This is a genomic window from Streptomyces cinerochromogenes (assembly GCF_014648635.1).
Classification (GTDB): domain Bacteria; phylum Actinomycetota; class Actinomycetes; order Streptomycetales; family Streptomycetaceae; genus Streptomyces; species Streptomyces cinerochromogenes.
Genome location: NZ_BMRM01000011.1, coordinates 40,036 through 53,498, shown reverse-complemented (window position 1 = coordinate 53,498; position 13,463 = coordinate 40,036). Strand labels below are relative to the sequence as shown.

The window sequence follows — 13,463 nt, the reverse complement described above, 5'->3', positions numbered from 1 at the left end:
CCGGCCCCGGGTCAGATGGGAACGTGCGAATCCCCATATCCCGTTTCCGCGGCCGGTCCCGCCTCTGTCTCACCGGCGTCCTGACCGGCCTGCTCCTGTTCGTGTCCAGCCCCCCGGCCGTGCCCCGGCCGGCCGGGGGCGCACCCGAGCGCGGCAGCGCCTACATGGGCATCGGTGTCCTCGCCCATGACGGCGACACCGGCACCCGGCCCCCGGACGCCCGCGCCTCGCAGACCGAGGGCGTCGACGTCTCCAGCCACCAGGGCGACGTCGACTGGCAGACGCTGTGGGACAGCGGCACCAAGTGGGCGTACACCAAGGCCACCGAAGGGACGTACTACACCAACCCCTACTTCACCCAGCAGTACGACGGCTCGTACGACATCGGCATGGTCCGCGGCGCCTACCACTTCGCCACCCCGGACACGACCGGCGGCGCCGCCCAGGCCGACTGGTTCGTGGACCACGGCGGCGGCTGGTCGGACGACGGCAAGACCCTGCCCGGCGCCCTCGACATCGAGTGGAACCCGTACGGCGACGACTGCTACGGCAAGTCGCAGAGCGGCATGGTCAGCTGGATCCGCTCCTTCCTGGACCGCTACAAGGAGCGCACCGGCCGGGACGCGGTCATCTACACGGCCACCAGCTGGTGGACCGAGTGCACCGGCGACCACGCCGGCTTCGCCCCGGACAACCCGCTGTGGATCGCGCGCTACGCCTCCACCGCCGGGACGCTTCCCGCGGGCTGGACGTCGTACACCATGTGGCAGTACACCTCCAGCGGGAAGACGGTCGGCGACCACGACCGCTTCAACGGCTCCCAGGACGGCCTGCGGGAGTTCGCAGGCGACTCCTCCGTGAAGGCGGAGGGGTGACGGGCGGCCGGCCCGGCCGGTTCAGGCGGTCAGACGGCGCCGCAGGAAGCCGACGCTCTCCGCGACCACGGCGGGCACCTCCGGGGAGCCGAGGAAGACGTGGTCGGCGCCCTCCACGGGCCGCAGGGTGACCTCCCCGCCCGCGGCCGTCAACGCCCGGGCCAGCGCCTCGCTCTGGCTGTAGGGGACGACCTGGTCCTCGCGGCCGTGGACCAGCAGGAACGGGGGCGGGGTGGCGCCCGCCGCGTACGTCACGGGGCTGGCCGTGCGGGCCCGGTCCCGCCGTTCGGCCGCGGGCCCCCCCGAGCAGGGCCTCGAACGGATGCGGGTACGGCGGCGCGTCCGGCGGGCCGGGCAGGGCCGGCAGGGGCCGCCCCAGCAGCGGCTCGATGTCGGAGACGCCGTACCAGTCGACCACGGCCCGCACCGCGCTGTCCCCGTCCGGCACCCCCTCCCGGCCTTCCAGCCCGGTCCCGTGGACGTCGGCGCGGACCAGGCCGGCCAGCGCGGCGAGGTGGCCGCCGGCCGACTCGCCCCAGGCGCCGATCCGTTCCGGGACCACGCCGAGGACGTCGGCGTACCGGCGCACGTACCGGACGGCGGCCTTGACGTCGTGCAGCTGGGCGGGGAAGGGGGCTTCGAGGCTGTGCCGGTAGTCGACCGTGACCAGGGCCAGGCCGGCGCCGAGGACGGTTCCGTGCAGCAGGTCCACCGGCACCGTCGGCGGCGGGTAGCGCCGGTCGCCCTCCAGCCAGCCGCCGCCGTGGATCCACACCACGGCCGGTACGGGGCGCCGGCCCGGCGGCAGGTGCACGTCGAGCAGGCGCGGCCGGTAGCCGGGCGAGGTGGCGTAACTCAGCCCGTGGAAACGGCGCACCCCGTCGGCGCCGGTCACGGCGGGCAGCGGGGCCCGGAACGGGGGCGGGGGCCAGTCGGCTTCGAGCCGGGCGGGGGCTGCTGAGGTCATGTCGGGGCCTTCCGTCGCTTCGGTCGTCGGCCGGGGCGGAGCCGGAGGCGCGCGAACCACCGGCACAGTCGGGGACGTTGCACGGGTAACTGCCTGTCGGGAGGGTCTGTGGCCATGGTGCCGGGCCGGTCGGGGCACGGCGGGGAGCCGCGCCGCGCACACGCTGCCGGGGCGCGCGCACGGCGCCGCGGGGGCGGGGCGGGCACCGTGCCGCGGGGCGGGGCGGGGCGGCCGCCGCGACGGGCCACGCGGTACGGGTGCGTTCTGGCAGTGGGCCGCGCGGTTCGTACGGGTGCGTTCTGGCAGTGGGCCGCGGTCCGTTCGGGTGCGTCCGGACTGCGTGGCGCGGTGCGGGCGGGAAGACTGCCAGCAGGACGATGGGTGGTGATGGCCAGGTGACGGCAGAGCCGAGCGGGGCGCCGCTGGAGGAGTTCCTCGCCGATCCCGCCAACTGCATCCTGGACCTGGCGACCGCCGTGGCCCACTGCGCGAAGTCGCTGGGCCTGCCGCACGCCGTGGTCTACCTCGCCGACCTCCAGCAGCGCCATCTCGTTCCGCTCACCGACGTGGCCGCCAGCATGCCCGTCGACGACTCGCTCGCCGGGTGGTGCTACCGCACCCAGTCCCTGCGCGTGGAGGAGTCCGACCGGGACGGCATGACGGCCTGGTTCCCGCTGCTGGACGGCGCCGAACGGCTCGGTGTGCTCGCCGTCCACGCACAGGCGATCACCGCGACCTCCCTGCGGCAGGGCCGGGCCCTCGCCGCCCTCCTGGCGATGATGATCACCTCCAAGCGCGCCTACAAGGACTCCTTCGTGCGGCGCACCCGCACCGAGGCCATGCGCCTGCCCGCCGAGATGCTGCGGGCCTTCCTGCCGCCGCGCACCATCGGCAACGGCCAGGTCGTCTCCACCGCCGTCCTGGAACCGGCCTACGACATCGGCGGCGACGCCTTCGACCACTCCCTCACCACCAACGCCCTGCACGCCGTCGTCCTGGACGCCATGGGGCACAACCTGCTCTCGGGACTGACCAGCGCGGTGGCCCTCGCGGCCTGCCGCAACGCCCGGCGCACCGACGCCGACCTGCGCACGCTCGTCGACGGCGTGGACGAGGCGCTCGGCCAGTGGCTGCCGGACCAGTTCTGCACCGGCATCCTCGCCCAGCTCGACCTCAACAGCGGGGTGCTGCAATGGAGCAACTGCGGGCATCCCGCGCCCCTCCTGATCCGCGACCAGCGGCTGATCGGCGACGCGCTGACCCGCGAGGCCGATCCGCCCATGGGCCTGCGCTCCCTGCTGTCCGCACGGGACCGCCGGGTGCACGAGACGCGGCTCCAGCCCGGCGACCGGGTGCTGCTCTACACCGACGGGGTCACCGAGGCCCGGATGGCCGACGGCCGGATGCTCGGGCTGGAGCGCTTCGCGGACCACGTCATCCGGGCCAGCACCACCGGCGAGATCGCGCCCGAGACGCTCAGACGCCTGATCCACTCGCTGCTGGACTCCCATGACAGTCGGCTCCGCGACGACGCCACGATCCTGATGTTCGAGTGGCAGCCGGACCGCTGAACCGCCTCCCCGGGCGGCGGCGCGGGACGGTACGGTCGGCGCCATGGCCGACGCGCGGCTGACCACCTCGTCCTTCCTGGCCGCAGTGTGAACGGCTGCTCGCGGCCGGGCTGTTGGCCGAGGTGCGCCGGGAGAGCGGACGCAACCGCCGGGTGCGGACACCGGCCGACGCGGGCCGGGGCGCCCTGCGCGACGTGCCCCGGGCCCCTGACCCCCAACGTCCGCTGAGCACGCGTCAACGGTGAGACCGTTGACCTCTCCGCCCGCCGGCTCCACCGTCGGTCGGGGCGGATAGGCTCCACCCGTGCCGCACGTCGAGATCCTCCAGCTGCTGGTGTCCCCGGTGCACCGGCTCGCCGGCCGTCCGGGGGACGGCCTGCCCGAGCTGCCGCCCGGCGAACTGGTGACGACGGCCGAGGTGCGGGCGGGCCTCGGCATCGTCGGCGACCGGTACTTCAACCACCCCGCCCACCGCAACGCCTCGATCACCCTCATGGCGGCCGAGCGGCTGCCGCGGCCGGGACCGTACCCGGCCGACCTGCTGCGGACGCGGCGCAACGTCCTGCTGCGCGGTGTCGACATCGACGCCTACATCGGCCGGACGGTCTTCCTCGACTGCGGAACCGGACCGGTGGACCTGGAGGTCCGCAGCGCCGCCCGGCCCTGCGCCTGGATGGACACCACCCTCGGCCCCGGCGCACAGCGCGCCCTGCGCGGCGGTGGGGGAGTGCGCTGCCGGCCGCTGACCGACGGCGTCCTCTCGGTGGGCCCCGCCGTGTTCGGGGTGCGGGAAGCCGGGGACGACGCACCCGGCGCATGAGTGCGGCGCACGGGGGCGGAGGCGCTCACCCGCCGGTGACGGCCAGCTGGTCGGCCAGCCGGTGCGCCTGGGTGAGCAGGGCGCCGTAGGTGGCGAGCTCGTCCGGATCGTCCGTCGTGGAGCGGACCAGGTCCCCGCGCAGCTCCGTGAGAGCGCCGCGCAGGTCCGCCACGGCCTCGCGCAGCTCGTCCTCGCACTCGTCGCCGAACCGGCTGTGGCTGTACAGCCGCAGCGCGCGGGCGGTCCGGCGCAGGAACTCGGCGTACCGGCGGGCGGGGCCGGGGTGCGGCCGGGGCGCCGGGCGGTCCTCGTCGGCGGCCTCCAGCACTGTGCGGGTCACCTCCGCGGTGTGCACGGCCGCGTAGTCCAGCACCAGGAGGGCGTCGTCGTACCCCTTGCCGGGCCGCGGCGCGGCACCGGTACGGCGGCGCGGGTTGGCGCGCAGGCTCTCCCGGCCCCACTCGACGGCCGAGCGCGCCTGTTCCACGAGCCCCTGCAGGCGCAGGGCGCGCCGGTGCCAGGCGTCGGCCTCCTCGGCGTCCCAGCGTCCCGCGGCCAGCCCGTCGGCCACGGCGCGCAGGATGTCGTGGGCCTCCTCGGTCGCGTCCCGCAGCACGGCACGGGTGTCGCGCAGGTACAGCGGCGGCCGGACCAGCGCGTTCACGGCGATGCCGACCACCGCCCCGAACAGGGCCTCGGTGAGCCGGGCCGCGGAGGTGGCGACGGTGACGGAGCCGTTGGTCAGGACGAACAGGGCGCCGGTGGCCGCGTAGATGCCCTGACTGCCCAGCCGCCTCCACTGCCCCAGCAGCAGCACGAGGGGGAGCACCACCGCCATCGCGGCCACCGTGCTGTGCAGCACCAGTCCGACCACGGTGGCCGCGACGGTGCCGGCCGCGATCGCGGCGAGCTGCTGCAGGCCGTGCGCGATCGACCGGTACACCGTCGATTCCACCAGGACGACCGCCACCCAGGGCGCGACGAACGCCACGGGCGCCCGCAGCCACCAGCCGGCCACCGCCCAGGCCACCCACGCGGCCAGCGCCGCCTTCACCGCCTGGACGGCCAGGTCCCGTTCCCGGCCCGGCCCCGCCAGGGCCCGCCGCGCCGCTCGCACCGCGGCCGACAGGTCCCGCCGTACGGCCTCCCGGGTCAGTCGTATCCCATGCACGGCGAGCCGGGTGCCACTTCCGGCGCCGGTCATGCCGCCCGGTCGGCAGCTCGCCGCGCGGGTTCAGGCGTGCTCGGCGCCCGCCCGGGTCGCCCGCGTCCAGGCGGCCTCGCGCAGCAGCCGTAGCCCGTTCAGGCCGACGAGGACCGTGGAGCCCTCGTGGCCGAGGACGCCGAGGGGCAGTGGCAGCGTGCCCGCGAGGTCCCAGACCACCAGCCCGGAGATGAACAGCGCCGCGATGACGAGGTTCTGCACGACGAGCCGGCGGGCGCGCCGGGAGAGGGCGACGACAGCGGGCACCGCGGTCAGTTCGTCGCGCACGATCACCGCGTCGGCCGTTTCCAGCGCCAGGTCGGAACCGGCGCGGCCCATCGCGACACCGGTGTGCGCGGCGGCCAGTGCGGGCGCGTCGTTGACGCCGTCCCCGACGACCAGCATCCGGCGGCCCGCCTCCTGCCGCTCGCGTACGACAGCCACCTTGTCCTGGGGCAGCAGCCCGGCCCGCACGTCCCGGATGCCGACTTCGTCGCCCAGCCGGGCGGCGGCACGCGGGTTGTCGCCCGTGAGCAGCGTGGGGGCGGCCCCGGTCAGCGCGGTGAGGGCGGCCACGGTGGCGCCGGCATCCGCCCGCAGCCGGTCGGCGACCCCGAGCACCCCGACCGCGACCCCGTCCACCTGGACCACCACGGCGGTACGGCCACCGGCTTCCAGTTCCGCCACGACGGCGACGGCGGTGGGGGCGGTGGCCTCGGTGGCCGTCCGGACGGCGGCGGGGGAGCCGGCCCGGCCGCCGAGCGGCGCGGGGGCGGTCACGGGGGCGTCCGCCGTTCCGCGCGGCAGCCGGGCCGGGGAGCCCACCGCCACCGTGTGTTCCCCGACGGTGGCGGTGACGCCGACACCCGGTGCGGAGGTGAAGTCCCGGGCCACGGGAACGGTGAGGCCGCGGGCGCGGGCGGTGTCCACGACCGCGCGGGCCAGCGGGTGCTCGCTCGGGTGCTCGGCCGCCGCGGCGAGCGTGAGAAGGTCCCGTTCGGCGAGGCCGGACCAGGGCAGCGGTACGACGTCCGTCACCTGCGGGGTGCCCTCGGTGAGGGTGCCGGTCTTGTCCAGCGCCACCGCGTCCACCTCGCCGAGGCGCTCCATCACCACGGCCGACTTCACCAGCACCCCGTGCCGGCCGGCGGTGGCGATCGCCGACAGCAACGGCGGCATGGTCGCGAGGACGACCGCGCACGGCGAGGCGACGATCATGAAGGTCATGGCCCGCAGCAGCGAGCCGGTCAGCGCGGCCCCGAAGGCGAGCGGCACCGCGAAGACGGCCAGCGTCGCGGCGACCATGCCGAGCGAGTACCGCTGCTCGACCTTCTCGATGAACAGCTGGGTCGGCGCCTTGGTCCCGGACGCCTCCTCCACCAGGCGCACGATCCGGGCGATCACCGAGTCCGCGGCGTTCCGGCCGACCCGTACGCGCAGCGCCCCGGTGCCGTTGAGCGTGCCGGCGCTGGACGCGCGACGCACGCCGCGGCCTGATCCGGCCTGATCCGCCCTGGTCCGGGCTGAGCAGGCCGGATCCGGACGAAAGTCCCAGTCAGCCGGTCACACCAGGCTCGGCGGGGTCCAGTCGGCGTGCCGCAGGATGGCCCGCATCGTCGCCCGGGACGGGGCGAGGCGCAGCCCCGTGTCGCGCAGGGCGACGGCCAGCGGGTGGGACAGCTGCTGGCCCATCCGGCCGGCCTGCCGGGCGGCGCGGGCGACCGACTGGGCCCGGGGGCGGCGCTCGGCGTCGTAGCGGGCCAGCGCCGCGCCGACCGACGGCTCCCCGGCGAGCGCGGCGGCCAGGGTGGCGGCGTCCTCCAGGGCCTGGCAGGCGCCCTGGCCGAGGTGCGGTGTCATGGCGTGGGCCGCGTCACCGAGGAGCGCGACCCGGCCGGCCGTGAACGCCGGCAGGGGCGTGACCAGCTCGTGGATGTCGTGGTGCAGGACCGCCTCGGGGCGGGTGGCGGCGAGCAGCGCGGGGATCGGCTCGTGCCAGTCGCGGAAACGCTCGCGCAGCACGCCGAGCGGGTCGGTGTGGCGGACCCCGGGCGGCGCGTTGAGCACCGCGTGCCACTCGGCGCGGCCGTCGGCGAACCCGATGTGCCCGAACTCCACCCCCGGTCCCCAGGTCAGCTCGAAGTCGGTGCGCACCTCCACCGGGCCGTCCGTGACGGCCCGCAGCACCGTCGAGCCGCCGTACACCGGGCCGGGATGGTCCGGGAAGAGCAGTCCGCGCAGCCGGCTGTGCACCCCGTCCGCCGCGACGACCAGGTCCGCGTGCAGGACGCCGTCCCCGACGGGCACGCCCACCCGGTCCGGGGCCGACAGGTCGAGCGTGTGCACGGTCTCGCCGACGAGCAGGCACTCGGCGGGCAGCGCCGTTCGCAGCAGGCGGTGCAGGACCGCGCGCGGGATGCCGACGATGGGCGAGCCCAGCTCGCGTTCCAGCAGCGTGCCGTCCATGCGCGCGAGCCACCGCCCGTTCGGGGTGCGGGTGCCGCCGGTGTACTGCGGCCGTGCCGCCGCCCGGACCGCGGCGCCCACGCCCACGGCGTCCAGCGCGCGCAGCCCGTTGGCGTGGAGGGAGATGCCCGCGCCCGCGTCGGCCAGGACGGCGGCCCGCTCCACGACCCGGACCTCCCAGCCGATCCGCCGCAGCCCCAGGGCCGCGGCCAGCCCGCCGATACCGCCTCCGACCACCACCGCCGTACCGCCCATGCCGGCCCCTCCGTCCCTCTGTGTGTCTCCACCCGGTTTCTACACCTGTAGAAGCACCCTAGCGCGGCGTTCTACAGACGTAGAAGCCGGGTGTTAGAAAGAGGAGGTGGCCGCAGACCGACGTACTCTCCTCGCCGACACGGCGATCGCCGTGCTGGCCGACAGCGGCATGCGGGGGCTGACCCATCGCGCCGTCGACCGGGCCGCGCAGCTGCCGCCCGGCACCACCTCGGCCTACTTCCGCACCCGGCAGGCGCTGCTGACCGCGCTGGTCCGGCGGCTGGTGGCGCTCGACCAGGAGGAGCTGGAGGAGGCCGGCGCCCGCACCCCGGTGCCCCGGAGCGCCGAGGACCTCACGGCGGGCATCGCCGAGCTGATCCGGACGCGGCTCACCGGGGAAGGCCGCCGGCGGTCCCTCGCCCGCTACGCCTGTGCCGTCGAGAGCGCCCACCACCCCGAGCTGCGCGAGATCCTCGTGCCGCGCGACAACCAGGGGAGGCGGGTGGTGCGCGCCTTCCTCGCCGCGCAGGGCGTGGCGGACCCGGAGGCCCGTACGGTGACCCTGCTGACCTGCGTCGACGGGCTGGTCTTCGACCGCCTGGTGCACGGCGGCAGCGTCCGGGAGGAGGAGATCCGCGGTCTCGTCGCCGCCGCGCTGCGCTGAGCCGCACGCCGGCGGGATCAGGGCTCGGCCGCCGACGGCGGCTCCGAGCGCAGCGCGTCCAGCACCGCCCAGACGACCGAGACCAGCGGGACCGCCACGACGGCACCGATCACACCCGCGACGATGCTGCCCGCGATCACCGACACCGCCACCACCAGCGGATGCAGCCGTACCGCCCAGCTCATCACCAGCGGATGCAGCACGTGTCCCTCCAACTGGCCGATCACCACGATCAGCACCAGCACGCCCGCCGCCGTCAGCGGCCCCCGCCCGGCCAGAGCGACCACCGTGGCCACCCCGAGCGCGACCGGGGAACCCACCAGCGGGACGAACGCGGCGAAGAACTCCAGCAGCGTCAGCGGCAGCGCGAGCGGCACCCGCAGCACCAGCAGCACCACACCCACCAGTACGGCGTTGGTGCCGGCCACGATGATGATGCCGCGCGTGTATCCGGAGAAGGTCCGCCAGGCCGCCCGCCCCGCCCGGTCCCACACGGGGCGGGCCGCGCTCGGCAGCAGCCGCTCGCTCACCCAGCCCCACAGGCGCTCGCCGGAATGCAGGAAGAAGACCGAGGCGAACAGCGCCAGCGCGCCGCCGGTCACCAGCTCCACCACCCGGCCCAGCTGGCTGACCGCACTGCTGAGCAGCGACGCCCGGTGCGCGGCGACGTACTTCGTCACCTGGCGTTGCAGCTCGGAGAGCGCATCGGGGCCGAGCCGGAACGGCGGTCGGCGCAGCCACTCCTCGATACGGTGGACACCGCCGCGGAACTCACCGGTGAGCCGGTCCGACTCGCCCGCCACCGCGCTGCCGACCAGCGCGAGCAGGCCCAGCAGCAGCACCAGGCTGCCCACCAGGGCGACCGCCACGCTCAGCGGGCGCGGCAGGTACCTGGCGAGCAGATCGGTCAGGGGACGCAGGACCGAGGTCACGACCAGGGCGAGGAACAGCGCGACGGCGATGAGCTGGAAGCTGCCGAGGACGCTGAAGACGCCGTAGACGCCGACGCCGACCACGATCAGCCGCCAGGCGTAGGCGGCGGCGACCCGCAGCCACGGCACCGTCCGCTCGGCCGGCGGCACCCGCTCCGGGCGGGGCGCGGCCGACAGGCGCACCCAGTACGCCGGCCGGCTGCCCAGCACCACACCCGCGGCCCGGCGCCGGCCACCCCGCCCGGCCACCCGCCGGCGCGCATCGCCCACCACGTCCCGCCTCCTCTCCGCCTGCGCCCGTCCGCACGGCGGCCGGTCACCTCCACAGCACCGTAAGCACGCGACGGCGATGGGGCGCGCCCAGCGCACCCCTGTGCGACCAGGCGGGTTCCGGCGGGGTACGGGCAGGAGGGCTCCGGCGGGGCGCGGGGCGGCGGGTCCAGGCGGGAAGCGGCGGTATCCCAGTGCTCACCGTCGCGCTCGTGCCGCTGCCGGGGGTCAGTTCGCTGCTGTACGGGCTGGACCGGGTCGGGGACCGGTGGCTGTTGCGGCCGTCGACGGCCCGTCTGCCCCGGCGGCGCCGCCCGGCGCGGGTACGCCGTCGCAGAGCGCCGCGGCCGTCTCGCCGCACCGGCGGTAGCAGGCGATCGCCTTCCCCAGTTCGGCCCGCTCGGGCTCGGGAAGGGTGCCGCCCTGCGCGTAGTCCAGAATGTGCTCGGCGACGGTCCGCAGCTTGACGTTGGTGCGCTGGGAGACGTCCCGCAGTGCCCGCCAGGCCTCCTCCGGGGCGATCCGTCCCAGGACGACGACGGCGCCGATGGCTTGGTCGATCAGGGCGTGGGAGGTCACGGCGCGCTGCAGTTGCCGGTTCTCTTCCTGCAACCGGTGGTACTCCGACGCCAGGTCGGTGGCGGAGAGCAGGACCAGCGGCTGGTGCCGGGAGAGGGCGAAGAAGGCCATGGAGCACCTTTTCCGGGTGGGGGGCGTCACTGTCACGCCTGCCCCCGGTGAGCACGTGCACACGAAGTGAAGCCGCCCCGCCTTCTCTCCCGCCTGTCCCTCCCGCCTTCCGTCCCGTTTCGGCGGTTCTCAGCCCTCGATGTCCTGCGTCGCCCGGACCACCGGCAGCAGCTCGCGGATGTCCGCGGGCAGCGCGTGGGCCATGCGCTCGGTCAGTTCCGGAGCGAGGGCGGCGTCCAGTACCTCCATCACGGCCGCGGCCTCCCGCAGCGCCGTGTCCTCGTCGGTGCCCGCCCGGACGGCGACGCGTCCGGCGAAGGCGGTCAGCCCGAACCGCTCGCCGGCCGTACCGGAGTCCGGGGCGGCGGACGCGTCGGCGGCCTCCCGCATGGCGGCCGCCATGTCCGGCGGCAGCTGGGCGGCCACATGCCGGGCCAGCCCGGACGGCAGCCGCTCCGACAGCGTGCTCACGACCGCGTGCGCGGCCCGCTCGGCCGTCCCCCGGTCGGGGAGCTGGGCCAGCGCCTGCACCTTTCCGATCATCTCGTCGTGCCGCATGAGACCGGTCCCTTCCGCACGAAGTGCTGACGGTACGCCCGTCACCCGGGCGTAGCGGCCCCCGTCGAGTACCCCGCGGCGGCGCCCGGTCACGGGTCACGGGTTGCGGGCACCGGGCCCGGCGGTGCCGGCCGCCCGTCGCCGGGTGCGCGTCGGCAGCGGAACCCGGCACGGGCGGCACCGCTGGGGGACGACGGTGGCCGACGTCGAGCCGACCGCCGCGACGGACGACGAAGGGCGGCGCTCAGTCCTCGGCCGTGCCCTGGGTCCAGGTCCAGGCGTACTGGAGCCAGTCCGCCACGGCCAGCGCGCCGAAGCCGCCGCACACCAGCCGGGTGAGCCGGGGCGACGCCGCGTAGGAGCACACCAGGGCGCCGGTGGCCCAGGCGGCCGTGCAGAACGGGCAGGCCAGCAGGTCGCCGGTGGCCCGCCGCAGCCCGCTGCCCCGGGGTTCGTCGATGACCTCGTTGCCCTTCCCGTGGCCCGCGCGGCGGGTGAACGGCGCCCGGAGGAAGCTGGTGACCTTGTCCTTGGTCAGCAGCCGGGACGCCTTGTACGCCGCCGTGCCGAGCAGCGCCACGTCCCAGGGCGGCACCTGCTGCGGCAGCTGTACGCCCCGCCGCCGGGCCACCAGCGCGAAGGCGCCGACACCGGTCGCGAACACGGAGGCGAGGACGGCGTAACCGCCCAGGGGGACGTCGTCCTGGTCGTCGTAGCGTGCGGCGTCGGCGCTCATGAGACTTCCCCGACCTCCCGGTGCGTGTCCGAACCTGTCACAGGCGCAACGGGTTCCCCTCGACGAGACGGCGATACGTGACCTTCCCGTCCGGCCCGGGTATAGTATTCATCGAGTGATGAATTTATATTGATCCGCTGCTCGGGAGAAGGGCAGGACCGTGACGGAGAAGACCACCTGTTGTGTCGTGGGAGGCGGTCCGGCGGGCATGGTGCTCGCCCTGCTGCTGGCACGGGCCGGGATCGAGGTGACGGTCCTGGAGAAGCACGCCGACTTCCTGCGCGACTTCCGCGGCGACACCGTCCACCCCTCGACCCTGGCCCTGCTGGACGACCTGGGACTGGCCGAGCGCTTCGCCCGGCTGCCGCAGCGCCGGGTCCGCACCGTCCAGCTGCCGGTGGGCCCCGGCCGCTCGGCGGTCACCGTCGCCGACCTCTCGGTGCTGCCCGGCCCCCACAACTACGTGGCCATGGTGCCCCAGTGGGACCTGCTGGACCTCCTCGCCGACGAGGCCCGGCGCGAGCCGACCTTCCGGCTGCGGACGAACACCGAGGCGACCTCCTTCCTGACCGAGTCCGGGAGGGTCACCGGGGTGCGCTACCGCACCTCCGACGGCCGCACCGGTGAGCTGCGCGCCCTCCTCACCGTCGCCTGCGACGGCCGCGGCTCCCTCGCCCGCTCCCTGCCGGAGCTGCGCCTGCGCCGCTTCGGCTGCCCCATGGACGCCTGGTGGTTCCGCCTGCCCCGGCAGGACGGCGACCCGAGCGGGCTCGTCGGCGGCGCCGGCGAGGGCTTCCTCACCGCGATGATCGACCGGGGCGACTACTGGCAGTGCGCCGCGCTCATCCCCAAGGGCACCGACGCCGAGCGCCGCGCCGCCGGCCTCGACCGGTTCCTGGCCGGCTACGCCGCCGCGGTCCCCTGGATCGCCGGCCGCACCCACGCCCTGCGCTCGTGGGACGACGTCAAACTCCTCGACGTGCACCTGGACCGGCTGCGCCGCTGGCACCGCCCGGGTCTGCTGTGCATCGGCGACGCCGCGCACGCCATGTCCCCGGTCTTCGGCATCGGCATCAATCTCGCCGTGCAGGACGCCGTGGCCGCCGCCCGCCTCCTGGCCGGCCCCCTGCGCAGGGGGACCGTCGGCCTGCGCGACGTACGCGCGGTGCAGCGCCGCCGCCGGCCCACCACCGTCGCCACCCAGGCGCTGCAGCGCACGGCCCACGCCCGCTTCATCGCCCCGGTCCTGCGCGGCCGTCCGCCCCTGGGCAGCGCCGAGCGGGCCCGGCGCGTCGCGGGCCTGGTCGCCGGCTCGCCCCGGCTGCGCCGCCTGCCCGCGTACTTCGTCGCGTACGGCGCCCTCCGGGAACGTCCCCCCGCCGAGGCGGTCCGCCGCCCGGCACCGGACGCGGGGACCGCCACGGGCGCACCGCACCCGTGACCTCGGCCGCCCTC

At 75.7% G+C, this 13,463-nt stretch carries 12 protein-coding genes and 2 pseudogenes; 5 read left to right on the top strand and 9 right to left on the bottom strand.

Features of this window, described 5'->3' with window-relative positions:
* Positions 1-23 precede the first annotated feature (23 nt).
* Positions 24-875, top strand: coding sequence for a lysozyme (locus tag IEZ20_RS21750; RefSeq protein WP_373303953.1), 852 nt, complete (start codon positions 24-26; stop codon positions 873-875).
* Between the two features lie 21 nt (positions 876-896).
* On the opposite strand, the gene IEZ20_RS39780 is transcribed toward IEZ20_RS21750, so the two are convergent.
* A complete protein-coding gene (locus IEZ20_RS39780; protein ID WP_229896179.1) occupies positions 897-1,130 on the bottom strand; it encodes an alpha/beta hydrolase family protein in 234 nt (77 codons plus the stop codon).
* A 184-nt stretch (positions 1,131-1,314) separates the two neighbouring features.
* A pseudogene (locus tag IEZ20_RS39775) lies at positions 1,315-1,842 on the bottom strand (alpha/beta hydrolase fold domain-containing protein); the annotation flags it as partial.
* A gap of 377 nt (positions 1,843-2,219) precedes the next feature.
* Between IEZ20_RS39775 and IEZ20_RS21740 the strand changes: the two are divergent.
* Both IEZ20_RS21740 and IEZ20_RS21735 read left to right on the top strand, forming a co-directional pair.
* Complete coding sequence (locus IEZ20_RS21740; RefSeq protein ID WP_189301286.1) at positions 2,220-3,413, top strand: PP2C family protein-serine/threonine phosphatase; 1,194 nt, start codon at positions 2,220-2,222, stop codon at positions 3,411-3,413.
* Positions 3,414-3,717: 304 nt separating this feature from the next.
* Positions 3,718-4,233 (top strand): molybdenum cofactor biosysynthesis protein, encoded by a 516-nt coding sequence (locus IEZ20_RS21735; protein ID WP_189301284.1) that lies wholly within the window; start codon positions 3,718-3,720, stop codon positions 4,231-4,233.
* A gap of 25 nt (positions 4,234-4,258) precedes the next feature.
* On the opposite strand, the gene IEZ20_RS21730 is transcribed toward IEZ20_RS21735, so the two are convergent.
* The 3 genes and pseudogenes from IEZ20_RS21730 to IEZ20_RS21720 form a co-directional block, all read right to left on the bottom strand.
* On the bottom strand, positions 4,259-5,362 hold the full coding sequence (locus IEZ20_RS21730; RefSeq protein ID WP_229896207.1) for an FUSC family protein: 1,104 nt from the start codon (positions 5,360-5,362) through the stop codon (positions 4,259-4,261).
* 105 nt (positions 5,363-5,467) lie between these two features.
* Positions 5,468-6,904, bottom strand: a pseudogene (locus IEZ20_RS21725) (heavy metal translocating P-type ATPase); the annotation flags it as partial.
* Positions 6,905-7,000: 96 nt separating this feature from the next.
* On the bottom strand, positions 7,001-8,158 hold the full coding sequence (locus IEZ20_RS21720) for an FAD-dependent monooxygenase (RefSeq protein ID WP_189301280.1): 1,158 nt from the start codon (positions 8,156-8,158) through the stop codon (positions 7,001-7,003).
* Positions 8,159-8,264: 106 nt separating this feature from the next.
* On the opposite strand from IEZ20_RS21720, the gene IEZ20_RS21715 reads away from it, so the two are divergent.
* Positions 8,265-8,822 carry a TetR/AcrR family transcriptional regulator gene (locus IEZ20_RS21715; protein ID WP_189301277.1) on the top strand — a complete coding sequence of 186 codons (558 nt, stop codon included), beginning with the start codon at positions 8,265-8,267 and terminating at the stop codon, positions 8,820-8,822.
* Between the two features lie 17 nt (positions 8,823-8,839).
* Here IEZ20_RS21715 and IEZ20_RS21710 read toward each other — a convergent pair whose 3' ends face one another.
* The 4 genes from IEZ20_RS21710 to IEZ20_RS21695 form a co-directional block, all read right to left on the bottom strand.
* Entirely contained in the window at positions 8,840-10,027 is a 1,188-nt protein-coding gene (locus tag IEZ20_RS21710) for an AI-2E family transporter (RefSeq protein ID WP_189301275.1), read from the bottom strand.
* 225 nt (positions 10,028-10,252) lie between these two features.
* Positions 10,253-10,714, bottom strand: a complete 462-nt coding sequence (locus IEZ20_RS21705) for an ANTAR domain-containing protein (protein ID WP_189301273.1) — start codon at positions 10,712-10,714, stop codon at positions 10,253-10,255.
* Positions 10,715-10,843: 129 nt separating this feature from the next.
* Positions 10,844-11,272 (bottom strand): DUF2267 domain-containing protein, encoded by a 429-nt coding sequence (locus IEZ20_RS21700; protein ID WP_189301271.1) that lies wholly within the window; start codon positions 11,270-11,272, stop codon positions 10,844-10,846.
* Positions 11,273-11,516: 244 nt separating this feature from the next.
* Complete coding sequence (locus IEZ20_RS21695; RefSeq protein WP_189301269.1) at positions 11,517-12,008, bottom strand: DUF1360 domain-containing protein; 492 nt, start codon at positions 12,006-12,008, stop codon at positions 11,517-11,519.
* Positions 12,009-12,168: 160 nt separating this feature from the next.
* Between IEZ20_RS21695 and IEZ20_RS21690 the strand changes: the two genes are divergently transcribed.
* The gene (locus IEZ20_RS21690) at positions 12,169-13,449 is read left to right on the top strand and encodes an FAD-dependent oxidoreductase (protein ID WP_256464648.1); all 1,281 of its coding nucleotides are present in this window, start codon (positions 12,169-12,171) and stop codon (positions 13,447-13,449) included.
* The last annotated feature ends 14 nt before the right edge of the window (positions 13,450-13,463 follow it).